The following is a 24,008-nucleotide window of genomic DNA, read 5'->3' on the forward strand; positions in this document are numbered from 1 at the left end:
CGGCCAATTGACTTTGATATGCAGCCAATCACAGAGGTCTGCAAAAAGTTTAAAATTAACGCTTCACGGGAAAACCACCATGTCAGCTTCAACGGAAGTGCAAGCCCACAATCCCAATCTGTCTGGCGAAGTCGATAGCCTGCTCGCCGAACTCGGCGTCAGCCGGATCCGCTATAAAGATGGTCCGCTCAATGTGCATACCCCTATCACCGGGGAAATTATCGGACAGGTCGCGGAAACAAGCCCGAGCGAGGGGCTCGCTGCAATCGAAGCAGCGCATAGGGCTTTCCGCGCTTGGAGATTAGTGCCCGCGCCAAAGCGGGGCGAACTCGTACGGCTGCTTGGCGAAGAATTACGGGCCAACAAGGAGGCGCTCGGCCGGCTGGTTTCGATCGAGGTAGGCAAGATCGTCTCGGAAGGACTTGGCGAAGTCCAGGAGATGATCGATATCTGTGATTTCGCCGTGGGGCTGTCTCGCCAGCTGTATGGACTTACGATTGCTACCGAACGGGCTGAGCACAGGCTGATGGAGAGCTGGCATCCGCTCGGCGTGACCGGAATCATCTCGGCATTCAATTTCCCAGTCGCAGTGTGGGCGTGGAACGCAGCACTTGCGCTGGTGTGCGGCAACACCATTGTCTGGAAACCCTCGGAGAAGACGTCATTGACGGCGCTTGCAACGGAGGCGCTGCTTGAACGTGCGCTAAAGAGATTCGATCCCGATGGTGGGGTCACGCAAGGCCTGTCAGCAGTATTGTTCGGGGCGCGCGAAATTGGCGAACTCCTCGTTGACCACCCAAAGGTCACGCTGGTATCGGCCACCGGTTCGACAGATATGGGCCGCGCGGTCGGTCCACGGCTTGCAAGACGCTTCGCGCGAGTGATTTTGGAGCTCGGCGGTAACAATGCGGCGATTGTTGCGCCTACCGCCGACCTCGACTTGGCGCTCCGCGGTGTTGCCTTTGCTGCTATGGGAACGGCTGGCCAGCGCTGCACGACCCTGCGCCGGCTGTTCGTGCACGAGAACGTTTACGACGCCTTCTTGCCGCGGCTGAAGCGCGCCTATGCGTCCGTCACGATCGGAACCCCGCTTCATGCGGGCACCCTAGTCGGTCCCTTGATTGATGAAGCCGCGTATCGCGCTATGCAAACTGCACTTAAAGCAGCGAAAGCCGCAGGCGGGACCGCGCATGGCGGTGAACGTGTTGCCGTCGACGGAGCGGTTGCCGCCTACTATGTCCGCCCCGCCCTTGTCGAGATGCCGGCGCAATCCGGACCGGTCGAGCACGAAGCTTTCGCGCCTATACTTTACGTGATGAAGTACAGTGACTTTGAGACTGCGCTCGAGTTACACAACGCTGTTGCGCAGGGCCTTTCTTCCTCGATTTTCACCAATGACTTGCGTGAAGCCGAAACCTTCCTGTCGGCGCGTGGCTCAGATTGCGGCATTGCCAATGTGAATATTGGTCCGTCAGGTGCGGAGATCGGCGGTGCATTTGGCGGCGAGAAAGAGACAGGCGGCGGGCGGGAAGCCGGATCCGACGCATGGAAGTCTTATATGCGCCGCGCGACGAACACAATTAACTACGGCCGGACGCTGTCGCTCGCGCAAGGCGTCAAGTTCGACGTGATCTGATGGAGAACTAGTCGTGAATGCTCCCCTTCAAGTACGATCGTCGGAGTTTCGACCGGCGAGCCGTCTTGCGCCGATCGGCGTCTCCGAGATCCTGAAGATTACAAGCCTCGCCAGCGACCTCAAGCGAGACGGCAAGGACGTCATCGTCCTTGGGACGGGCGAGCCTGATTTCGATACGCCAGATCACGTCAAGGAAGCCGCCAAACGCGCGATGGAGGCTGGCGCGACAAGATACACCGCGCTCGATGGTACCCCTGAGCTGAAAGCCGTGATCCGCGCGAAATTTGAGCGCGACAATAGCATCGAGTTCGCGCAGGACGAAATTACGGTGTCAGCCGGAGCAAAGCAGATCCTGTTCAATGCTATGATGGCGACGCTTGAACCCGGCGACGAAGTCATCATCCCGACGCCGTACTGGGTGACTTATGCAGATATTGTCCTGATCATGGGCGGAAAACCGGTGTTTGTGCCGTGTCAGGAAGCCAGGGGTTTTCGTCTTACCGCGGAGGATCTCGATCGCGCTATCACACCACGCACGCGGTGGTTGATATTGAACTCGCCATCCAACCCCTCGGGGGCGGCCTATTCTGATGCAGATTACCGGCCCATCCTTGATGTGCTGGTGGAGCATCCGCATGTCTGGCTCATGGCGGACGACATTTATGAGCACATCGTCTACGACGAATTTCGCTTTGCTACCCCTGCTGCAATCGAGCCGTCGCTTCGGGACCGCATCTTGACCGTCAACGGCGTTTCCAAAGCCTATGCCATGACGGGCTGGCGGATCGGTTACGCCGGCGGTCCGAGGGCGCTCATTCGCGCCATGGCTGTCGTCCAAAGTCAATCGACCTCCTGCCCATCATCGGTAAGCCAGGCTGCCGCCATCGCGGCGCTCAATAGCCCCTCGGCCATTCTCGTCGAGCGATGCCGCTCCTTCGAGGCGCGGCGCGACCTCGTGGTTGCATCCTTGAACAGGATCGAAGGCATTACCTGTCGGGTGCCTGAAGGCGCGTTCTATACCTTTGCCAGTTGCGCGGGACTCATCGGCAGGAACTCGCCGGATGGCGCACGTATCAAGAGTGATACCGATTTCGCCGAATATCTGCTGCGCAGCGTCGGCGTCGCCGTTGTTCCAGGATCGGCCTTCGGGCTCGCCCCGTACTTTAGGATCTCGTACGGCACCTCGGCTATCGAGCTGGAGGAGGCATGCCGCCGGATTGCGCTTGCGGCGAGCCGGTTGACTTAATGTGGAGCATGGAGAAGAGCCTACGGAGCGTATGCTAGAGTTGCCCCCGTTAGACCGGACACTCGGCTGGTTTGAGTGACGCAATGTAATCCCGCGGTGAGCGGTAGCCCAGCCGGGAGTGCGGGTGTTCTGAGTTGTAATCCTCCATCCATTGGTCGATCCGCAGCAGGGCGGTGCTCGCGTCACGGATCGGGGTCACACGAACATAGTCACGCTTGAAGGTCTTGACGAACGCCTCCGCCCCATGCCGTTGCTCTCCGGGCTTTCGACCGGCGTGAAGCAGGGCTCGAGGTTCAGGGCGGCGGCAATCTCAAGGGTGCGATAGGCGGCGAAGATGGATCCATTGTCGGTCAGGCATTGCACCTTGCGCGGAGCCCGGATGTCGGCGAACCGCTGCTCGACACAGTGGACCATCATGTCCTGGATCATCTCGCCGGAGATCCCAGCCGTTGTGGCCACCCAGCTGATGACCTCGAGGTCGTGGCTGTCCAGGGCAAAGGCAACCCGCACCATCCAGTGAATTCCAGCGCGTCCGAACACCAACGTTCGTTGGAGCGGCTTGTTATAATCGTTCCGTCATGGGCCCGCGGGATGCGGGGCCCTGTATGCCGGGCCAGCAACAAGCCGCTCTTCTTCATCAGTCGGTAGACGCGCTTGGCGTTGATAGGGTTGTGGCCGGCGGATCGCCGCTCGCGCTTGAGGAGCGCGGCGATCGCGCCGGTATCCATAGCTTGGGCGGCTATCCACCAGGCGACGGATATCAGACGTGAGCTCCGCATCCCCGGCGCGGGTCTGGCGACCGCGCTTCGGACGCTTGCCACCCGCTCGCTCAACCAGGTTGGAATGGGCCACCCCGAGGGTCTCTGCAATCCGTTTCACGGGGTATCCTCCGGTGCCTGCGATCGCGACAGCAAGGTCGTTTTTTTCACCCTTGCAAGATCAAGAGCCTCCTTGAGGATCTCGACCTCCATGGTCTTGCGGCCCAGCAGGCGTTCGAGGTCTCGAACCCGTTTCCTCCAGCCGCCGGACCTCGGACGCGGCGACCACATTCTCGTCGGCCCGCACCGCTTCCTTGCCCCCTTCACTCATCAGCCGTCTCCATCGGAAGACCAGGCTCGGGGAGAGCCCATGCGACGAGCAACATAGACATGCCCGGTTGCAGCGTCTCGTTGACGGCCAAGAGCTGCTCCGTCGTAAACTGCCGCCGCCGGGCAACGCGGGTGATGACTTCCGCCTTCGAAAACGTGTCGGACATAGGCGTATGCCTAGGATTAGGCCTAGCTCCTCCGGCTAACGCCGGTGTCCGGTCGAAACGGAGGGCAGTTCATATGCATTTGGTGGTGCGGCTGTCTGGTTAAGCTTGATGACAGGTGCTTGAAGTTTTATAAGTACTTGATGGACATTAGACATTTCCGTTATTTCGTGGCAGTGGCGGAAGCCCTCAGCTTCGCGAAAGCCGCTCGCGACCTGAATATGAGCCAGCCGCCTCTTTCGAAGCGGATTGCCGATCTGGAAACGGAGTTGGGCGTAAGACTATTTGACCGGTCCAGCAAGAAGGTCGATTTGACCAAAGCCGGCGAGACATTTTTGCCGCAAGCGCAAGCTGCCGTGCGAGCATTTGATGCTGCCCTGCGTGGGGCACGGTTGTTGTCACCGAGCCACTCACGTCGCCTTCGGATCGCACTTCCGATTGAAACTTCGCGAAGCGTACTGTCAACCGTCGTATGCCGCCTGCAGCAGGAGCAGGTGGAAGTGCAGCTCGTTGAGGCGACTACAGCAGAACAACATCGTCTCTTAGGGTCTGGAGAAGTAGACATTGGTGTTCTTCGTTACCCATTCGATAAGCGCGGGTTTCGGGTCTCGGCCCCGCTAGGGCAGCCGCTCGGCGTGGTGATGTCGGCCGAGCATCCACTTGCAAAAGTGGATAGGCTGTCTCTTCACGATTTAAGACCCTATGCGCTAGTACAGTTTCAGCGCCACTTGGCGCCAGGCCTCTACGATGAACTGCTAGATCTTTGCCGAGCTGGAGGTTACGTCCCACCGCGCGTTCTGCATAGCTCCAGTATGGTGAAGGCGTTCCTCAGGACGGAGCTTGCAGTGGCGCTAGCGACGGAGCGGCTTGTGAAGCGGCGCGTTGGAGCCGAATTCGTCTGGAAACCTCTGGAAGGCTCACCAATCCATTGGTGGACATCGGTCGTCTGCAGACAAGATGAGTGCGTTGGATTAACTCGTGTGGCTGTCGATGTGATTTTTGCTTCTCTACAAAAATACGAAAACTGGGTTCCTATGCCTCGTCCGGCTTCAGTCCGGCGGACTGAGACGAAGTCCAAAGACAAAAAGCCCACGAAGCAACGCTTAGCCTCGTAAACACGCACTGAACCAAGTCAGGGACGGTCTGCTCATGTCGCCTTGTGTAAAGCTGCTATTCTAGGCCTCATTACTTGGCTCTAAACGCCTCACGCGGGCGGACAACAGCGCTGCACAGTACGTTTTGAGAATTTCATAGAGTGTTGTGGTACTGTCGCGATTGGGCCACCGGTGCTCTAATGGGAGGCCGGTCGTTTTCGCCGGCCACATTACCGATAACGTATCTAGAGACGATCTGAATCTTGAGCAGCACGAAATCACCCGGCCAACCGGTCAGTGCCACATCAACCAACGTCGCAGAGCGAAACATTTTCAGTGTTCCTGCACCATCAAGCAGGCGCAGCTAATTAGGCCGGAGCCACAGCCCTGCGCTCCGGGTGATTTTTGCGCGTTCCCGCGGCTATCCGGTGCTGATACTTGCTGGTCCCCGGCTCTTCTCACGCCTCCAAGCTTCCGGCAACTAATGCCGTGCGGAATCTTTGGTTAGTGCGCAAATCGCGAGCCGCTCCGGCAGTACGCGCAACCCTGCACGATGCACGCCACGATCTTGTTCTGAACCGTCAACGCGCAAGCACAAATCCTAACTACGAATCTTTGCCTACTCTATCGCGACGGTCGCGCGGACGAAGCTCGATGGCCTGCGCCGATCGAGCTTCGAGGAGTTCAAGTAGCCGCGGCACTTCGAAGTTGAACAGTGCCTATCTCGTTAATCGCCAGCGTTCCCGCGGTTGCGTCGCCCGTCAGCACGACCTGATATACGTCGCGAGCGCGCTCGAGAGTTTCGCGCATCTCGGACACGTCGCGCAGCACGAGGGCTGGATCTCGATCCGCGGGATCGCCGAATCCGCCGCCGCCATTGGTCGTGCCGCGCACAGCCTGACCTTTGTTAATAACCCGGACGCCGAAGCCTGGAATCCGTTCCTCCTGTCCGTCTTCATTTATGATGTATGACTCCGCGAGCGCTCCCGGCTGCCCTTCGAGCACGCCCTTCGGCGCGAACACTTGGCCGTCCGAGCTGGTGGCGACCGTCATCGCCCCTTCGCGCACACGGTAGCGTGTCTCTAAGGCCAGGCCGCCTCGTTGCGCACCAGCCCCACCACTCCCAGGCACGAGGCGTAGGTGGTCGACGATCATGGGAAACTTGATCTCGTTGATCTCGACACTATCGCGATAGGTCAGCCCCGATGCTGCGGGGATGCCGTATGTTCCCCAGCCATCAGCGTGCGGCGATGCCGGCCCCCCGTTCGAGGCTAATGTCATCTGGCTGATGTAGGGACGCCCGCCGTTTCGAAAGTCGGTGCCGGAAATGACCGCGGAGGCGACGCTCATGCATAGGCCACCTTCGGCCAATCCGATCCCCCCGCCCAACCCGGCGAGCGCAGACTGGACGAGGTTGACAAGTCGATCGGCAACATTCGTCGTAGCGATCGAGCAACTCGCCGGAAAGCGCGGAATACCTATAACGGAATTCTCGCGAAGCAATACATTGATACGGCGGAAGGCGCCAGAGTTACGAGGCAGACCGGCTCCCAGACTATGGTAAATCGCCGCCACGACGCTGCTGCGGGCGGTTGCTTCGGTCTGGTTGAAGCCGGCCTTGACGCAGTCTCCGTTGTGGCGGAGGTCGACAGTGATTTCGCACGCGGCCGGATCAACGTCGATTACAGCCTTGACCGCGACACCATCGGGCAAGAAGCCCGGCACGGGATCGTGCTTTGATTCTACGTCAAAACGGCCGCGCGGCAGGGCCGCGATTCGCGCCGCCATAAGGCGCTCGGAATAGTCGAGCCATTCCTTGACAAAAGCCTTGATCTTGGCGGTCCCATGCTCACGGCAGAGCTCCTTTAGCCGGCGCTCTGCGATACGTGCCGCGCCGAGCGTCGCAAGGAGGTCGCCGCGCCATTGCTCGGGAACGCGGATGCGGCGCATGCCCAAACGCATAACGTCGTCGATAGTGCGCCCGTTTCGTTGCAGCCGCATGCAGGGAAAGATGATCGCGCCCTCCTCGTACACGTCCTTTGCAAATGGATGGTAGGTAGTAGGCAGGCTGTTGCCGATATCGGCCTGGTGCGCCTTGGCACAAGCTGTGAAGAGATGTTCGCCATCGACAAAGACCGGCACCATGACGGTCTGGTCTGCGGGGTGCGTATTGCCCGTATAAGGATCATTGTCGATGAAAGCGTCGCCGTCTGACAAATCGTCATGCAGCCGCGCGATGTTGGCGGCTTGCATATGCGAGTTGAAGGTATGCACGGGCAGGCCGTCAGCGACGGCGACGAGTTCGCCATCGCCGGTCACAATCGAGCAAGAAAAGTCACGTCCGTTGCTCACAATCACGGAACGCGCAGAACGCAGAACCGTATTGGTCATTTCCCTGACGATCGCCTCGAATCGATTGGCCAACACGGCGGCCAAGACAGGATCGGTGAACGTAGACTGGCCTGGCTTTGGCGGCTTCTCGCTCGACGTTACACTGAGTTGGTGGTTCATCAGTTCACCTCTGTAGTTTCAGGATGTAGCTGCCGGTAGGGGAGAGGCAGGCGGATGCGTTCGGTGGTACGACTATGGTCGTCGTTGGCTCGAGGATGATGGCAGGACCCGCGACCTCCTCATCTAGCCGAAGGGCAGGCCCATCATAAAAGGGCGTATCGACAAGCCCACGTCCTGGGAAATAGGCGTTCTGCCGCTTGAGGAGACACTCGCGCTTCTCACCCGTAATCGGCCGTGCCACTGGACGCGGTAAGGCGACACGTAATCGCACTTTCCACGTCAGGAATTCGACGACCCCGTCTGGATCGTCAACGCCGAAGGTTCGCTCATGCGCTTTGTGAAAGCGCTCTACTAGATCGGCCGGGTTAAGTTCGTCACCAAGTGCGACACCCGGAAGAGGAACCTCGAGTTCCCAGATTTGCGCTCGGTAGCGCGCGTCCACCGCGATCTCGAAGCTGCAGGCTGCCTCCCGGGCAATCTTAAGTCCGGCCCGCAGAGTATCGAGTGCCGCATGTGCCCGCGCCAACGCCTGCCGAATGGCGGCCTGGTCAAAGGAGTCGGAATTCGTGATACTGCTCGCGGCCTCCTCCGCGACAACGTCCGAGAACTGCATGCCGCAGGCGCTTAAGGCGCTCGCGGTTTGCGGCAGGAGGACCGTCTTGCAGCCGAGAGCCCGGGCCACTGAGGCGATGTTCAGCCCCGCAGCCCCACCGCCCGCCACGAAGACGCTTTCGCGGGGATCTACGCCTTCGGAAACAGTGATATCCTGAATGGCGGAGATCATGGTCTCGTCAGCGACAGTTAAGATAGCGAGCGCCGTCTCCTCCACCGAGAGCGAGAGCGCGTCGGCAACAGTTGCTACGGCTGTCCGCGCCGCAGAGGCATCAAGGATGATGCGACCGCCCAGGAAAAGGTGTGGATCGATGTAGCCGGCGACCACTGCAGCGTCGGTCACTGTAGGCAGGATGCCACCGCCTGGATAGCAAGCCGGACCTGGCACCGATCCGGCGCTCTGCGGCCCGACATGCAACAGGCCTCCATCGTCAACCCACGCTATTGAGCCCCCTCCAGCGCCAACACTGCGGATATCCACGGATGACAGGGCGAGCAGTTCCCCGGTGTAGCGCTGGCCGAGCCACGTCTCACGCGTGCGGACGACCTCGCCACCCCGGATCAAGCCCACGTCGAAAGTGGTGCCGCCGGTGTCGCATATGATGACATCGCCGTTTGAGGTGACCCGGCCCGCATATTCCCGGGCCGCCAGCGGCACCATGGCCGGTCCGGATTTGGCGAGGTGAACCGGCCGGCACGCTGCGGCCGCGACCTCTATGCAGCCCCCCACCGTCGTCGAAACGAGCAGGTCGCCCGAAAAGCCAAGCCGCCCGAGATCGGCCGCCATGTCTTCCAGGAACTTCTGCATCACCGGCTTGAGCGACGCGTCGAGCACGGCAGCCGAGGCGCGGCGATATTCGCGCGGGATTGGGAGGATCTCGTGCGAAAGGGTTACGGCAACTCGCGGAGCGTGCTCGGCGAGGAGTTGCGCGATTCGCAGTTCGTGCGCGGGATTGACGATGGACCACAACAAGCAAACGCCGACAGCCTCAACGCCCAGCCGCTCCAGCTCGCGCGCTGCGGTGACGACGCCGGCTTCGTCGAGCGCCGCCTCGACGCCCCCTTCGGCGTTTATCCTCTCCGCAATCTCGAAGGTCAGCCGGCGGGGTACATAGGGCTCGGGAAATTGCGAGCGGAAGTCGTGCGCGTCCTTCTTGCCACCCTCCCTGATGTAGAGAATGTCCGGAAAACCCGCCGTCACAAACAAGGCGGTCCTTGCGGTTAAGCGTGTTACGATGGCGTTGGTGGCGCGCGTCGTCCCAAAAATCAGGCGGCTCGCTCGGCGGATCACGTGCTCAGGCGTCAGCTCGAGCAGAGCCGCCGCCGCGGAGATCGCGCCATACATTCCCTCGAAGGCACGCTTGGGCGTCGTCAAAGCCTTGCCAATGGTAAGTCGGCCAGTGTCGTCCTGAATGACGGCGTCCGTAAACGTTCCACCAGTGTCGATCGTGATCACGTAAGACATCGTAGCTTGCGCCCTCCAATGGTCGATGACGGTCGCCACGCGACCGGGGGTTACTTTTGTTGTGCTAAACCTCGAACTGCTGTCAGCGAGCGCCACTCACATGGCTGCGGCCGCAGATTGCATGAATATGGTGGTGCAGCCGATGTGTCGTTCGCCCGAATCCGTAAGAGTGGTCGCGCCGGACGCCATTAAGTCCGAGCTTAGTAGATCGGCCGGTATCAGCATGACCGCGGCCAGAAAGCATGCGTCCGCGCAGGGCGCTACTGAGTGCCAGCCAGGAGAATTGTTTTGGTACTCGGCAAGCACAAGCTGGCCCAACACTAAGCTACCCGCCTGGCCTGTGCTTCGCTCCCACCTTGCGTCGCCCTCGCGTAAACTGCTGCTCCGCATCTTCACGCCGCGGCTTGCGCTTGCACTTCCGTTGAAGCGAACATGGCTGCTTTCCCAGGATAAGGGTGAGTTCGTTTGATTGCAGGCGTCGCCGTAAGCCACGTGTGGCGTGGTTCTCCTCAGGCTAAGGCGATCTGGGGACATCCAAGCTGCTTCAGGGCTCGCTGCAGCGAAGCTCTCTCGGCACACTCGTAGAGCTCCACTTCATTGTGGACCATGGCACCGAGCGCAGCTTCGAACTGATTCCGGTTGGATTGCGCAGCATAGTTCTTCTGCTCGTCAGTCCCGAGGTTTGACTGGAATATACCTGCAGCACTTACAGGCAGGAAATCCTCGTAGACGATCGGATCAAATCGAAGGAAGCCGTCCGCGATCAGTTCGTCCAAGCATGAGGGTAGCGGGCCGCCGCGGTTTGATGCGAGCCCGGCTGCAGTTGCCGAATAGCGGAAGAAGGCCAGCCCCCTAGAGCGCAATTCAGCCCAGCTGTCCGGAAATGACCTGAAGTGCTCCGATAGTTCGACTTCGTAAACCGCCGCGTTCATGCCTGCAGCCCCGATCTGGAAATCGCGGCGGGCGGACGCGAGCAGCTCATCATAGAGCTTGCGGCCTTTAGCTGTCAGCGCGATGCCGCGCTGCTCGATCTCGCCAAAGCGAGCACTATGCGTTCCGACAGCGTTGTCGCTCCCGTTTTGCTTGAAGACGATGGGCTCTTCCAATGCCTTGAAGCTGGTCTGCCGCAGGAGGATCGGACACTTGCGGCGCGGCGGTCCTTCGATCACCGCCTTGGCCGTAATACCACGAAGTGGCATGCCGGCCTGGACGGCATCGATGTCGAGGGTCCGTGGTGTCAGGTGATTGATGTGCGGTCCCTTGAAGCTGACGATGTCCGCGATCAATCGGTGAGCACGATGCAGTTTTCGATAGGTATTAAAACCAACGGTCGCGTCGCTGTGCCAGCGGAAGGTTTCCAAGGCCCCGCAGACGAACTCCTCGGCTTGCGGGGGCGTCAACCCGCCTTCGGCTTCAAAGACGCCGACAAGCTCGAGGACACGCTCCGTGAGAATACGGCGAGAGGAAAGGATTTTCGCAGCCTCGGCGCGAAGCGCAACATCTTGGATCAAGTCGAGTCGGAGCAGAGATGTAAATACTCGGAACGGATTGCGGCGAAGCGCTTCCTCACCAATGGGCCGAAAAGCGGTAGAATGAACTGGAACGCCGGCCACCGATAAATCGTAGTAGCCGACAGGGTGCATGCCCATCACGGCAAAAACACGACGAATCTCGAACAGCTCTTCCGCCGTCCCGAGCCGGATGGCGCCATGACGTTCGACACCGAGCCTTTGGAGCTCGCCACCCTGTTCAAGGCACGCGCGCAACGGGGGATCGGCGCGCAGTGTCTTAGCATTGACATCAGCGACAAGCTCCAGGAGCGTTCCATATTGCGGGACCTCCGCACGATACATGTCAGACATCGCGCGTGAGAACAGGTCGCGGATGTCATCCGGATGAGTGTGCAGTGCGGCCATCAATAGCTCCGTTGCTGGTCTTCCGGCGCCCTCGGAGGCCTGACCGGCGATACTGTTTTGGTATATTCAGCTCGGACACTATTCTCGTGTTTTCGATGCAATCAAACGATCTTTCCTCAATAGATCATTCTTGTCCGGAATGAACGTGCGCGCGCACCCGGCCGCGTTGTTGTTGCGAAAAGTCATCGCGCGAAGGTGCGAAAACAATGCCTCGACGGCGGGATCGTGAGCTCTCCAATATTTGAATTCTGTGTGGCTGCTGAGCGGAGAGTGATTTAGGAAATGCAAAATCAGGTTAGCGGCGTCTTTGTCGAAATGCACGAGCATTCTCGGCGCGCCAGCCAGGCGGCGGGAACACGCAAGGCTCAGGGAAGACAATGGAAGACGTTTGTCATTCTTGCTGTCTCTCCCGCAGGTGCATTGCCGGCTCGCCGCGTTGAGGAGACTGGCGGCACAAATGTACGTCTCTTTGCAGGAGCGTTTTGCGTGACCTGGATGACGGGGTCTGCAAGCGTGCGCCGGTCCCATTGTGATTTGCATACTTCCACCCTCACTGGTTGCTGGCCACTGACCGCCGCCGCGCGATCGGCCAGATCGTAGCGTGTGTCGGCGGTTCATTCCGGATGAGAATGATCTGTTGAGGAAAGATCGTTTGATCGGTTTGGAAACATTCGAATAACCTGAGCCTCAACATGCCAAGCAGTATATGCGGCTAGCCGAAGGCGCCGGACTGCCACGGAGAAATCGATTGCCGAGGGCGCGCCCATCCAGATCACGTCCGGAGATCTGTTCTCGCCGCGCAGAATCTTCGATGCGCAGCGAGCATCGATTTACGTCCAAGAATGACAACCGATAAGGAATTCAAGGTGAGTCGAAGCTTTGCAGGTTCGAATGCTGCGACGGGGTTTGCCGGGTTTGGGCAGAGATCTAAAGAGAACTTTGCGCGTGCGCGGCACGTCTTTCCTGATGGCACGTCGCGAGTAACCATCGAGCGGGATCCGGAGCCGCTCTATATCGAGCGCGGGTCTGGCAGCTACCTGTTCGATGTCGACGGCCGGCGGTTTCTCGATCTCAATTGCAACTTCACGATGTTGATCCACGGTCATGCGTTTGCGCCCGTGGTGGAAGCGATCGCTCATCAAATTCTGCGCGGCAGCTGCTTCGCAAATCCGACAGAGGGCGAGATTGAGCTCGCTGAACTGCTTTGCGGGCGCATTCCGCAGGTTGATCGTGTTCGCTTCGTAAATACCGGCACTGAGGCCGTGCTCTTTGCAATTAAGGCTGCGCGGGCGTTCACCGGGCGATCGAAAATCGCCAAAATTGAAGGTGCCTACCATGGTGCTTACGATTGGGTGGAGGTAGGACAGGCGTCGGCGCCGGACAATTGGGGTGATCCGGCTGCACCCAAATTTACAGCCAATTAGCGCGGGATGCCGGCAAGTGTGGTCGATGAAGTGGTCGTGCTCCAGTTCAATAATGCCGAGAACGCGCGCCGGCTATTGTCATTGCATGCGCATCATCTGGCCGCCGTAATTGTGGATCCGATGCCAAGTCGTGGCGGTCTAGCTGCACCGAAGTCGGAATTCACTGCTGCTGTTCAGGAAACAGCCCGCAATAATGGCATTCTAGTGATTGCTGACGAGGTTCTGAATCTAAGGCAGGGTTTTCACGGTGCTGCTGCCCGCTATGGTCTTGTTCCCGATCTTGTCACTATGGGCAAGATTATTGGCGGCGGTTTGCCGATTGGAGCAGTCGGCGGCCGTCAAGACGTAATGAAGGTATTTGACGCCTCGGCGGGCCGGCCGAGGCTGCCGCAAGGTGGTACATTTTCCGCCAATCCTCTGTCGATGACCGCGGGCCTTGCCGCTATGCGGCACCTGGATCATGCGGCCTTTGCACATCTTGAGATGCTTGGAAACATTGTCCGTGACGGGATTACCCGGGCCGTCGAGAAGAGGGGGGTGTCGCTATGCGTGACCGGTGCTGCCTCACTCTTCCGAATTCATCCCATGGCACAGCCGCCGAACGAGTATCGTGAAGTCTATCCTACATCCGGCGGCGCAATTGTAATGAAGGAGCTCACGCGCTTTTGCGGGAAATGGCATTATCCTGCCGTGCAACGGTACCGCTGTCATATCGACGCCAATGACTCGCGCCGACGCCGAGTTCATCGTCGACGTGTTCGCAGGCTTTCTCGATAATGATCAAGGCAAGTTAGACGTGATTGAGGTACAGAAGTGACTGAAGCGACAGTTGCACAACGTATCGCCCGTGCCTTGCAGCGTCATGGCGTCAACGTGATTTTCGGCCAGAGCCTGCCGTCGGCTGTAATTTTGGCCTGCGAAGCAATGGGTATCCGGCAACTCGCCTACCGGCAGGAAAACATGGGCGGTGCCATGGCGGATGGTTTTGCGCGCGTATCCGGCCGGATCGCGGTCGTCGCAGCTCAAAATGGGCCCGCCGCAACCTTGCTCGTGCCGCCTCTCGCCGAGGCTTACAAAGCGAGCGTGCCTGTGATTGCGCTGGTGCAGGAGGTCGAGCGCAATCAATCCGACCGGAATGCATTCCAGGAACTCGACCATCTGGCGCTTTTCTCTTCCTGCGCCAAATGGGTGCGGCGGGTCATCACTGCGGATCGGATTGACGATTATGTCGATGCGGCCTTCGTCGCTGCGGGCAGTGGCCGGGCGGGGCCCGCGGTTCTGTTGCTACCAAACGATTTGTTGCGCGAGACGGCGGTGGCGCCAACTCGCGAACGCCGATCGAGCATTGGTGAATGGCCGATCGACCGGTCGCGGCCGAGCGACGCCGAGATCCACACCGCCGCCGTGTCGATCGCAACCGCAAAGGCTCCCGTCTTGATTGCCGGCGGAGGTGCAGCGTCTGGCGCCGCGGCTGCCGCGCTCGCGAAGCTGCAGGACCGCGCGCATCTGCCCGTCTTCACGACCAACATGGGCAAAGGCGCGGCCGACGAAACGCACCCGCTTTCCGCGGGCGTTCTGGGCGCCCTGACCGGTCCTCGCTCGCTTGGAAAGCAAACGTTGCCGATCTTGCAAGCTGCGGATCTCATCGTTTTGGTCGGGACGCGCACAAACCAGAACGGAACGGACAGCTGGCGGCAACTCCCTGCTAAGGCGCGACTCATCCACATCGATGTCGATCCCCAAGAGATCGGGCGCAACTATGAGGCCACGCGCCTTGTTGGAGACGCAACGGCAACACTGGAAGCACTTTGTGGTGCGCTCGAAAGGCTCGATTTGTCATTGCGCCGCGACATGCGCGCTGATCTGGAGAATCGTATCGCTGCGGCTTGGAAATGCTTTGAAGACGGCCGCTCTGTGTTTTCAGGCAGCAATAGCACTCCGATCCGTCCCGAGCGTGTGATGCACGAACTGCAGGCACGTCTGACGCCCGAGACGATCGTGGTGGGTGACGCAAGCTATTCTTCGATGTGGGTTGTCGGTCAACTTCGCAGCCGAACGGCCGGGCAACGGTTCCTCACGCCGCGCGGTCTGGCGGGACTTGGCTGGGGATTGCCGCTTGCCATAGGCGCCAAGGTGGCGCGCCCGTCTAGCCCAGTTGTAGCCTTGGTTGGAGACGGTGGCTTTGCCCATAGTTGGGCGGAGCTCGAAACCCTGGTGCGCAGTAATGTGCCCCTCGTCGTTATCGTTCTTAATAACGGCATTCTGGGCTTTCAAAAGGACGCAGAAACGGTGAAGTTCGGCTGTTACACGTCAGCCTGCCATTTCTCACCGGTCGATCATGCTGCGATTGCACGTGCGTGCGGGTGTGGCGGCACGGTCGTCACAGTGCCCGGCGACCTGGGCAAGGCGCTCGACCTTGCCCTCGCAGAGCAGCGGCCATGGCTGATCGAAGTCATGACCGATCCAGCGGCTCATCCGGCCCTTTCAGTTTTCGACGGTACTCTTGATCGTGCTGCTGCGGCGCCTTGAAAGCCGCTGCCTGTCAGATCGAAGGAGGATATGAGCTGGTGCGCTGTTCGACGGCGCCTTCATTCGCAATCGCTCTTCTGAGCTCCCTTGATTCGTCATCCCATCTCATCGCCGGCAGCGCATAACAGCTGCCAGCGCTGCCGCCGCAGGAGCTGAGACCGCAAGTGGACGCTTATCAAAACTACATTGCCGGACGCTGGGTTTGCCTCCCGCCTGTCCGCGCAATATCGAAGCGGGGCAGGTAGTTGGTGAACAATTATGTCGCTGGGGTGGCGTTGAATTGTCGTTCGGTGGCGTGAAAGGATCAGGCTTTAGCCGCGAAAAGGGGGTTGAGGCGCTGTACGGCTAAGGCGTTCTGAAGACGGTGACTATTCGGCATTGCCTGTAAGGGCCACGGCTACGGCCCGCTTCGAGTCGGTGCATAAAGTGACTGCCGCGCGATCTATTCGACTCGCTGGTCGTCATCTCCTCCTGCGGCGGACCGCCACTGGCCGCCCCTTCCTGGGGCACCATTTTTCCCCGGTGAACCTCCCAATTGGCTTCACACCCAAATCAAGTTGGATAACTGACTATGACCAGATCAATCTACGCCGGTCCCGTGTTCGAAATGGCTAGGCAGCAATTCGAGCGGGTTGCCGATCATCTGCAGATCGTGGAGATGGAGCGGGACCGGCTACTCTATCCGAAGCGGGCAATCGCCGTATCTTGCCCAATTCATAGAGACGATGGTAGGACGGAGGTCTATCAAGGATACCGGGTGCAACATCATCTTACTCTCGGATCAACCAAAGGTGGAACGCGATTCTCACCTTCCGTGGATGTTGGCGAGGTCGCCGCCTTGGCCATTTGGATGAGCTGGAAATGTGCGCTGGCCGGACTTCCTTATGGTGGAGCAAAGGGAGGCATTACGGTCAATCCTTACGCGTTGTCGCCGCGTGAACTCGAAGCGTTATCCAGACGCTACATGCAGGAGATGATTCCCTTCGTTGGCCCGCACACCGACGTTATGGCGCCGGATATGGGCACGAATGAGCAAGTCATGGCTTGGTTCATGGACACTTATTCGATGTATCAGGGCCAGACAATCAACGAGATCGTCACCGGGAAACCGATATCAGCAGGAGGCACGCTCGGCCGCCGCGAAGCGACCGGGCGCGGAGTAGCATATCTCGTCGGCCGCGCGCTTGACCACCTTGGAATCGTCGCAGGCAGCGCGACAGCCGTTATCCAAGGGTTCGGCAATGTTGGGTCAGTTACAGCATATTCTCTTGCGGAAAGAGGCATTAAGATTATCGGTGTCAGCGATCATACCGCTGCTTACTACGATCCTGCCGGCCTAGAATGCGGAGCTGCAACGTCACATGGCGAACCGTGGGCAACTTGCTGGGTTCTCTACAGAGGGCCTTATTGAGCTGTCCGAGCTCTTGGTCTAAAAATGCGATGTCTTGGTACCGGCTGCAATCGAGCAGGGCATTACGGGCCAAAATGCCTCGCACCTAAAATGTCGCATTCTTGCCGAAGGCGCCAATGGCCCAACGACGCCCGACGCTGATTCTATCTTGCATAACCGAAGAGACGAGATCTTTGTGCTTCCCGATATACTCTGCAATGCAGGTGGAGTCATCGTCAGCTATTTCGAATGGGTGCAGGACCTCCAGCGGCTATTCTGGGAGGAAGCCGAGGTATTTGATCGCCTCTATCGAATTCTCGAGCGCTCCTTTCAGCAAACGACAGCTCGCGCGAAACGCGACCGTATTTCACATCGCATGGCGGCCATGGCGATCGGCGTTAGCGTGGTGCAATCGGCTAAGCGGACCAGAGGCCTTTTTCCTTAATGATCTCGCAACCTGGTGGGGCGCCATTCTGAAGTGAACGCACGTGCGGGGAATCTCTTGCGAACAGACGATCTTCCGGGCGTATTCATCCTGTGAGTGTGAACTGCCAACCTGATAAACGCCACGCCTGCACCGGCCTTTCCAAAAGGACTCAACACGTAGACTGACGTATCTTCGACGGCGATAATCCGCGAGTCGCTCCGTGTCACAGCGTTCTGGCGAGGTACAGAACCCGGAATGGCGAGCAGCTCGGGTCGGCAGGATATCGGCTTCTCGTTCAAGGCGATGGGTTTACTGACGGTGCGTCTTAGTTTTCGGCAAAATCGCGCTCAACAATGAGTAAGTGGAAAAGATAGAGGACATGAACATCACCAAGCCTGCCATCTTTCCGATTCCATCAGAGTTGATCGAAGAATTCCGGGCCATTGTCGGCGGGAAATATGCAGTAACCAACGCCGCCGACATCGCGCCTTACCTCTGCGAGGATCGTGATCTGTTCCACGGCCGTTCGCCGCTGGTGCTGCGCCCCGGCTCGACCGCGGAAGTTGCTGCAATCTGCAAGCTCGCAACCGAGCATCGGATCGCGCTGGTGCCGCAGGGCGGCAACACCGGTCTTGTCGGTGGCCAAACGCCACTTACCGGTGAAGTGGTGGTCTCGATGCTGCGCATGGACAAGATCCGCGATGTCGACGTCGAATCCAACATAATGACCTGCGAAGCCGGGGTGGTGCTACAGGTGGCGCAGCAGCGCGCCGCCGATGTCGACCGCCTGTTCCCGCTGTCGCTTGGCGCGGAGGGAAGCTGCACCATCGGCGGCAACCTCTCGACCAATGCCGGAGGCACGGCGGCGCTCGCCTACGGCATGGCGCGCGATCTGGCGCTCGGGCTCGAGGTGGTGCTATCAGACGGGCGGGTGCTCAACGCGCTATCGAAGCTGAAGAAGGACAACACGGGCTACGATCTGCGCAACCTCTTCATTGGCGCCGAGGGCACGCTCGGAATCATCACCGCGGCGTCGCTCAGGCTGGTTCCCAAGCCGCGCGCTATCGAGACCGCCTACGTCGGCCTGAAATCGCCGTCAGCCGCGCTGAAGCTGTTGTCGATCTCGCGCGACGAGGCCGCGGGCGCGCTGACTAGCTTCGAGCTGCTGGCCGACATCGCGGTCGACCTCTCGCTCCGCCATGGCATCGACATCCGCGATCCGCTTCAAAGCAAGTACCCCTGGTACGTGCTGATGGAATTGTCGTCCTCGCGCGACGACGCCCGCGACACGCTGGAAGCAATCCTCACCAAGGGCATGGAGGACGGCATCGTCGATGACGCCGTCATCGCGGCGAACCGGAGCCAGCGCCAGGCATTCTGGAAGCTGCGCGACGAGATGTCGGCGGCGCAGAAGCCTGAAGGCGGTTCGATCAAGCACGACATCTCGGTGCCCGTTGCCGCCGTGCCAGCCTTCATTGAGGAGGCCAATGCCGCGGTGGTGAAGCTGATCCCGGGCTCGCGCCCGGTGCCGTTCGGCCATCTCGGCGACGGAAACATCCACTACAACGTCTCGCAGCCGGTCGGCGGCAACGGCGCCGAATTCCTGGCGCGCTGGCACGACGTCAACGCGGTCGTGTTCGAGATCGTGCTGCGGATGGGCGGCTCGATCTCGGCTGAACACGGTATCGGCGTGCTCAAGCGTGACGAGTTGCCCGCGGTCAAGGACAAGGTGGCGATCGAGTTGATGCGACAGATTAAGGCGATGCTCGACCCCTTCGGAATTATGAACCCGGGCAAAGTGCTGTGAACGGATCCCTCTTGCCTGCCGAGTATCCACCAAGTTGGCACCAACTCGCCGCTCGCTTCAAATAAGCTGCAGGTGTCTGATATCATCTCCGATTCTCGACGGTAGCGGGACGGAGCTTGCCATTGTCTCCTTCGCCAATGGCTATTACCTGGCCCGCCAAGCTGCCCGGCGCCTACGCGCAGTCCGTGTGATTGACTTGCTGGCTTCGCCATGCCTAAGAAAGCTCTTCTTTCTGCGGTTGCGGCGTGCGCAGCTATCCGGATCGTCGACGAGACACGAGGGAGCGGCGGTGTCTCCGAAGGTCTGATGCTGTTTGCAGGACAGCAATCTGCGCCAGTCACGCGGCTTGCTGCGGCCGATAGCTTTATCCCAACGGCCCAGCCTTTGCGGCAACTATGCCGTCCGCCGACGATATCTTCTGGGCCGCTTAAGAAAATGTTCGAGGAGGCGAAGTGAGGACGGCGGTCGTTGTTTGCCCAGGACGTGGCACTTACAACAAGACAGAACTCGGCTGGCTTTCGCGCCACTTCGCCGACTGAGATCTCCTCAAGAAATTTGATACTGAGCGTACGGCTGAACAAACCGACGCTTTCGCAGCTGGACAGGGCACTGGCCCACTGGGCCTTAAACCATTCACGGGCGACAACGCTTCGGTTTTGATCTGCGCCGCACCCTATGGAGATTTTACGGCCATAGCCGGGGACATTCGGATTGTTGCAGTGACAGGCAATTCGATGGGGTGGTATTCCGCGCTTTCTTGCGCGGGGACGCTGACGGCTGAGGATGGGTTCACGGTCTTCGACACCGTGGGCTCGCTGATGCAGGAACGGCTCATCGGCGACAGACCATATATCCGTTCGTTGGTGAGGACTGGCGGCCAGACTTGAACGGAAGGCCGAGCTTCTGGATCTGGCCGCCGAGATCAATGAGCGGAATGGCCATGATCTCGCGCTTTCGATCAACCTCGGCGGCATGCTAGTCTAATTAGTGCTTGGTGGAAATGCCGCCGGCCTGCGCGGTTCGAGGCGAGCGTACCCCCGCGAGAAGGCCGCTTTCCCTTACGTCTCGCCAACCACGCCGCGTTCCACTCGGCTGCAAGCACCAGTGTCGGCCATGGCACGCGAGCGCATATCACCCCATCTCTTCCGCCAGTCTGACCTGCCGCTTATCGATGGAGGCGGTCACGTTTGGTGGCCCCGCGCAAGCGACCTCGGTGCGTTCTGGGACTACACATTCGGTCACCAGGTCACGGAAACGCGGCGGACATCTTCATTGTGACTGGCCCCGGTACCACATTCGGCGGAGCGGTTGCCCAGTCGCTCATCCAAGCGAACTGGCGGGCGATCGGCGACAAGGAGGGGCAAAATCGACTGGCAAAATGCCAGTACTGGTTTCGATGGGTGTCGAAGAACAGAGGCCTTGCAACTTCCACAATAGCATGTAAGCATTTCACATTCAAACGTTGTGTACGACCACAAGAGAAAGCTTGTCTAGTGGTGACCGGCCCATCCTTCGCTGCTGGATGGCCTCGCCGCGACGAAACGCGATCGTTCTCCAACTGAGGATCAGCACAGCGGCGGCTTCTCGTCGACGTTCCATCCCAAACTTTCCGGCGATCCTGGCCGAATCATTGACATGAGTCCGCGCACGTCCGCTACGCGAGCGGTACGGGATTTGCTCGCAAAGAGTTAGGGCCGCGCAGTTCTTCCAGACTTGGATCTCGCGGCTCACCGTGTTCTGGGTCGGCATGCGCCTCCTTCCTGTCTCGAACTCTGCGTTACGACGGCTTCGGCCTCGGTCTCGGAACATTTTCTGGATACCAAGCATCATTCTCAAGTGGAATGACATTGGACCGAAAAACTTGAGCTACAGCTCAATAGCTGCAGGCCACGCACTGCTCGCCAATCGCGTGCATTCCGATTCCATTCGGCAAGCCTTGTCTGTGATACCTCATCGCCCGTCGGTAGTGTGGTTCGAGGATGGTGTCGATCGTCAGGGTGAGTTCCACCTCGATGCGCTTCTGCGCACCAGCCGCTCATCGCGCGTCGCCGTCGCGCGATCCCTGGATGACCCGTACGTGATCAACTACACGTCGGGGACGACAGGCGCACCTAAAGGGGCTATCCAGTCCGAACGCTCTAATTACGTTGCAGGCAAAAACACTGCGATCATCTCGGATGCACAGCGGGAGGACGTTTTCTTCCACTGGGAGCCGTTTTACCATGGCGCCGCCTGGAAGGTGGTGATGGTAGCGCTCCAAAGGGGGCTCAAGATCCACATGGTGGAGCGCTTTAGTGCCTCGCGCTTGTGGAACGAGATCGCTCGGGCCGATGCAACCAAGCTGCACTATCTAGGCGGACTGGTAAACATCATTTTAGCACAGCCGCAGGCCGAGAGCGACTGTAACAACAAAGTCTCGATAGCTTGGGGAGGAGCCTGCCCAAGAGAAAGCTGGCGCAAGTTTGAAGAACACTTCGACCTCAAGGTACGCGAAGGCTATGGCCTCACCGAGGGGCAGATGTTTACTCACATCAAATTGCGCGGTGTGATTGGTTCGATCGGTACTCCCATCGAGCAGCTCGATAGCTGGATCGCTGATGAACAGGGCAAGCAAGTAGGTCCAGGCGTGTCGGAGAGATCGTGTTGAAGCCGAAAGAGCCTGGCCTCGTGATGACTGGTTATTGGGGCGAGCCGGAGAGGACCGCGGAAGTGCTGCGGGACGGGTGCGTTTACACAGGCGACCTAGGGATGCTCGACGAGGACGGAAATTTCTACTTCATGGGGAGGAAGAAGGACGCGATGCGCCGTCGTGGTGAGAACGTTTCGGCTTGGGAGGTGGAGCGCGTGATTAATACCGCACCCGAAGTCGAAGAGTCTGCCGTGATGGGAGTCGATGCCGCTCTAGGAGAGCAGGAGATCCTGGCAGTTATCAAGCTGCGCATGGGAGCAAGCCTGATCCGCTCATTATGTCGAACTTTTGCGCAGAACAGCTCGCTTACTATCAGGTTCCACGCTTCATCCAGTTCGTCGACGAGTTCCCCCGCCGCCCATCACAACGGATCAAAAAAAGAGATCGTCATTGATCTTGAGAGCGCATGGGACGCTGAGAAGGCCGGTGTCAAGCCAACGCGGGTTGTTTGAGAAGAAAAGCGCCTTCAACCGTCAACATGGAGGAGTCGGCAAACGTATGTGTGCGCCACCAACATACCCTTAATCTTACTGTACTGCTAAAGAAAGGAAGGACTTATGCTGAGACTTGAAGCGAATGACGGCACTCTCGTCGTGACGCTGGACGTGCCCGCGAAGCTAAACGCGTGGAGCAGTGCGATGCGCGCCGAACCGGCTGCCTCACTTCGCGATGCGGCAGACGATGCGTCGGTTCGCGCGGTGGTGGTGACTGGGGCTGGAAACGACGCATTCTGCGCTGGCGCCGATCTAGCGGAGGCCGGGCTCTCCACGCCCGAGCACGCTCAAGCCCGCATGGAGGCCTACCGCGATTTCTACCTAGCCCTTCAGACTTTCCCGAAGCCGCTCGTGGCTGCGCTCAACGGCATTGCGGTCGGATCCGGCTTCCAAGCAGTCCTCCTGATGGCTGCCCGCATCGCCCACGATAAGGTCCGCTCGGGGCTCCCCGAAGTGAGTTCCGGGATTCGTGTATCACAGGCTCGACCATCCTTTCCTGGTCCGTTGGCGTGACCCGCGCGCAAGAGCTCGCCACCAGTGGACGCTTTATATCCGCGGACGAAGCGCGCCAACTTGGGGTGATCGATCGAATCGTTGCGCGCGATCAAGTGTTCAAAGAAGCTGCCGCGTGGCAAATCGTCTCGCCGAGCAACCGGCGAGCGCATTCACGGAGACTAAATTGTGGTTCCAGGCGTCGCTGCAGTCCTCGCTGGATGCGGCTTTCGCGCGTGCGGCGCTTGTGCGGCTTGATGCGCGGGTGTCCAAGAGCATACACACCGGCATCAATCGGTTCTTCGCACGCAGTCGCGCAAAATGAAGACGCGGCGAAATCAGTAACTAATGATCCCCTTGTAGAGCTCAAGAGTACAATCGAGGAAGGCAGCTCACAGCAAGATAATTTGTGTTGAGGGCTGCACCTTTATTCGGCGAAACCTAATCGGCAATCAACTAGACCGAGCTTACTGGTATTCGACGGACACCTTGCGATCTCAATCAATATTCACACTAGACTGGCGGACCGCACCGCGCTCGGGCGAATGCAGACGTTCTTGTCCTCGAAGATCCTTTCGTCTCTTTTAAGTGCCGCGGCATCACTATTGCGATGATATTCAGATACGGAGCTTGGCGGAGCCCTGGAATCAAACACCGAAGCCGCATCCCTCCTTAGTGGCTGAGCTCAATGAGGCCCTTGCCGGAGGCGCTGTGGTCTCGCTGCACCTTACGCTTGATCTGCAAGGGAATGGCGCCTGAGCCAATCCGTACCGACGTTTTTCTGATCAATACAGCGCGTACGCCCACGAAGCGGCGCTTGGTCCGGCCGACGGTGGAAGGGCTGACCCGGACGGTTCGGACAATCTCCGCGTCGTAGCTGCCGGCATCGGCCGCCAGCAAGATCTGCACCCGCTTCAGCTTGCGGGCGGCGTGCTTGCCGCCGCTGAGCATCGCCGTCAGTTCGTCCCGATCGGCTTGGCTCGATTCGACCCGATAACGTACATTCATCCTTTGCCTCCTTGTC

Annotated in this window: 13 protein-coding genes and 4 pseudogenes; 11 read left to right on the plus strand and 6 right to left on the minus strand. The window is 59.4% G+C overall.

Features of this window, described 5'->3' with window-relative positions; all coding sequences use genetic code 11:
- The first annotated feature begins 79 nt into the window (after positions 1-79).
- Positions 80-1,636 carry an aldehyde dehydrogenase family protein gene (locus tag IVA91_RS00360; protein ID WP_247458230.1) on the plus strand — a complete coding sequence of 519 codons (1,557 nt, stop codon included), beginning with the start codon at positions 80-82 and terminating at the stop codon, positions 1,634-1,636.
- A 13-nt stretch (positions 1,637-1,649) separates the two neighbouring features.
- Positions 1,650-2,882 carry a pyridoxal phosphate-dependent aminotransferase gene (locus IVA91_RS00365; protein ID WP_247458231.1) on the plus strand — a complete coding sequence of 411 codons (1,233 nt, stop codon included), beginning with the start codon at positions 1,650-1,652 and terminating at the stop codon, positions 2,880-2,882.
- Between the two features lie 49 nt (positions 2,883-2,931).
- Here the strand turns inward: IVA91_RS00365 and IVA91_RS00370 are convergent.
- Positions 2,932-4,137, minus strand: a pseudogene (locus IVA91_RS00370) (IS3 family transposase).
- A gap of 119 nt (positions 4,138-4,256) precedes the next feature.
- Between IVA91_RS00370 and IVA91_RS00375 the strand changes: the two are divergent.
- On the plus strand, positions 4,257-5,249 hold the full coding sequence (locus tag IVA91_RS00375) for a LysR family transcriptional regulator (protein ID WP_247458233.1): 993 nt from the start codon (positions 4,257-4,259) through the stop codon (positions 5,247-5,249).
- A gap of 663 nt (positions 5,250-5,912) precedes the next feature.
- Here the strand turns inward: IVA91_RS00375 and IVA91_RS00380 are convergent.
- The 3 genes from IVA91_RS00380 to IVA91_RS00390 form a co-directional block, all read right to left on the minus strand.
- A complete protein-coding gene (locus IVA91_RS00380; protein ID WP_247458234.1) occupies positions 5,913-7,739 on the minus strand; it encodes a hydantoinase B/oxoprolinase family protein in 1,827 nt (608 codons plus the stop codon).
- A 4-nt stretch (positions 7,740-7,743) separates the two neighbouring features.
- The gene (locus IVA91_RS00385; protein ID WP_247458236.1) at positions 7,744-9,807 is read right to left on the minus strand and encodes a hydantoinase/oxoprolinase family protein; all 2,064 of its coding nucleotides are present in this window, start codon (positions 9,805-9,807) and stop codon (positions 7,744-7,746) included.
- A gap of 518 nt (positions 9,808-10,325) precedes the next feature.
- Positions 10,326-11,732: a VOC family protein gene (locus IVA91_RS00390; protein ID WP_247458237.1), complete on the minus strand. Its 1,407-nt coding sequence runs from the start codon at positions 11,730-11,732 to the stop codon at positions 10,326-10,328.
- Between the two features lie 842 nt (positions 11,733-12,574).
- Between IVA91_RS00390 and IVA91_RS00395 the strand changes: the two are divergent.
- From IVA91_RS00395 to IVA91_RS00410, 4 genes and pseudogenes are all read left to right on the plus strand, one after another.
- A pseudogene (locus IVA91_RS00395) lies at positions 12,575-13,973 on the plus strand (aspartate aminotransferase family protein).
- Positions 13,970-15,685, plus strand: a complete 1,716-nt coding sequence (locus IVA91_RS00400) for an acetolactate synthase catalytic subunit (protein WP_247458239.1) — start codon at positions 13,970-13,972, stop codon at positions 15,683-15,685. Before IVA91_RS00395 ends, IVA91_RS00400 begins: the two are co-directional and overlap by 4 nt.
- Positions 15,686-16,256: 571 nt before the next feature.
- Positions 16,257-17,520, plus strand: a pseudogene (locus IVA91_RS00405) (Glu/Leu/Phe/Val dehydrogenase).
- Positions 17,521-17,881: 361 nt separating this feature from the next.
- Positions 17,882-19,309 (plus strand): FAD-binding oxidoreductase, encoded by a 1,428-nt coding sequence (locus tag IVA91_RS00410; protein ID WP_247458240.1) that lies wholly within the window; start codon positions 17,882-17,884, stop codon positions 19,307-19,309.
- A 1,455-nt stretch (positions 19,310-20,764) separates the two neighbouring features.
- Here the strand turns inward: IVA91_RS00410 and IVA91_RS00415 are convergent.
- Complete coding sequence (locus IVA91_RS00415) at positions 20,765-21,058, minus strand: hypothetical protein (RefSeq protein WP_247458257.1); 294 nt, start codon at positions 21,056-21,058, stop codon at positions 20,765-20,767.
- Positions 21,059-21,170: 112 nt separating this feature from the next.
- On the opposite strand from IVA91_RS00415, the gene IVA91_RS37020 reads away from it, so the two are divergent.
- The 4 genes from IVA91_RS37020 to IVA91_RS00430 all read left to right on the plus strand — a co-directional run bounded on the left by IVA91_RS37020 (position 21,171) and on the right by IVA91_RS00430 (position 23,309).
- Positions 21,171-21,956 (plus strand): AMP-binding protein, encoded by a 786-nt coding sequence (locus IVA91_RS37020; RefSeq protein ID WP_346015452.1) that lies wholly within the window; start codon positions 21,171-21,173, stop codon positions 21,954-21,956.
- On the plus strand, positions 21,950-22,450 hold the full coding sequence (locus IVA91_RS37025) for a hypothetical protein (RefSeq protein ID WP_346015453.1): 501 nt from the start codon (positions 21,950-21,952) through the stop codon (positions 22,448-22,450). The genes IVA91_RS37020 and IVA91_RS37025 overlap by 7 nt, the downstream gene beginning before the upstream one ends.
- Positions 22,451-22,555: 105 nt before the next feature.
- The gene (locus IVA91_RS00425) at positions 22,556-23,005 is read left to right on the plus strand and encodes an enoyl-CoA hydratase/isomerase family protein (protein ID WP_247458242.1); all 450 of its coding nucleotides are present in this window, start codon (positions 22,556-22,558) and stop codon (positions 23,003-23,005) included.
- Between the two features lie 115 nt (positions 23,006-23,120).
- Positions 23,121-23,309: a hypothetical protein gene (locus IVA91_RS00430; protein WP_247458244.1), complete on the plus strand. Its 189-nt coding sequence runs from the start codon at positions 23,121-23,123 to the stop codon at positions 23,307-23,309.
- Positions 23,310-23,788: 479 nt separating this feature from the next.
- Here the strand turns inward: IVA91_RS00430 and IVA91_RS00435 are convergent.
- Positions 23,789-23,992 (minus strand): annotated as a pseudogene (locus IVA91_RS00435) (helix-turn-helix domain-containing protein); the annotation flags it as partial.
- Positions 23,993-24,008 lie beyond the last annotated feature (16 nt).

The organism is Bradyrhizobium sp. 153, from assembly GCF_023073835.1.
GTDB lineage: Bacteria > Pseudomonadota > Alphaproteobacteria > Rhizobiales > Xanthobacteraceae > Bradyrhizobium.

Excerpts from the sequence above, each read along its gene's own strand:
- IVA91_RS00390 (WP_247458237.1), bottom strand. The coding sequence starts at position 11,732 with ATGGCCGCACTGCACACTCATCCGGATGACATCCGCGACCTGTTCTCA.
- IVA91_RS00410 (WP_247458240.1), top strand. The coding sequence starts at position 17,882 with ATGAACATCACCAAGCCTGCCATCTTTCCGATTCCATCAGAGTTGATC.
- IVA91_RS00415 (WP_247458257.1), bottom strand. The coding sequence starts at position 21,058 with ATGCCGACCCAGAACACGGTGAGCCGCGAGATCCAAGTCTGGAAGAAC.
- IVA91_RS00425 (WP_247458242.1), top strand. The coding sequence starts at position 22,556 with ATGCTGAGACTTGAAGCGAATGACGGCACTCTCGTCGTGACGCTGGAC.
- IVA91_RS00380 (WP_247458234.1), bottom strand. The coding sequence starts at position 7,739 with ATGAACCACCAACTCAGTGTAACGTCGAGCGAGAAGCCGCCAAAGCCA.
- IVA91_RS00360 (WP_247458230.1), top strand. The coding sequence starts at position 80 with ATGTCAGCTTCAACGGAAGTGCAAGCCCACAATCCCAATCTGTCTGGC.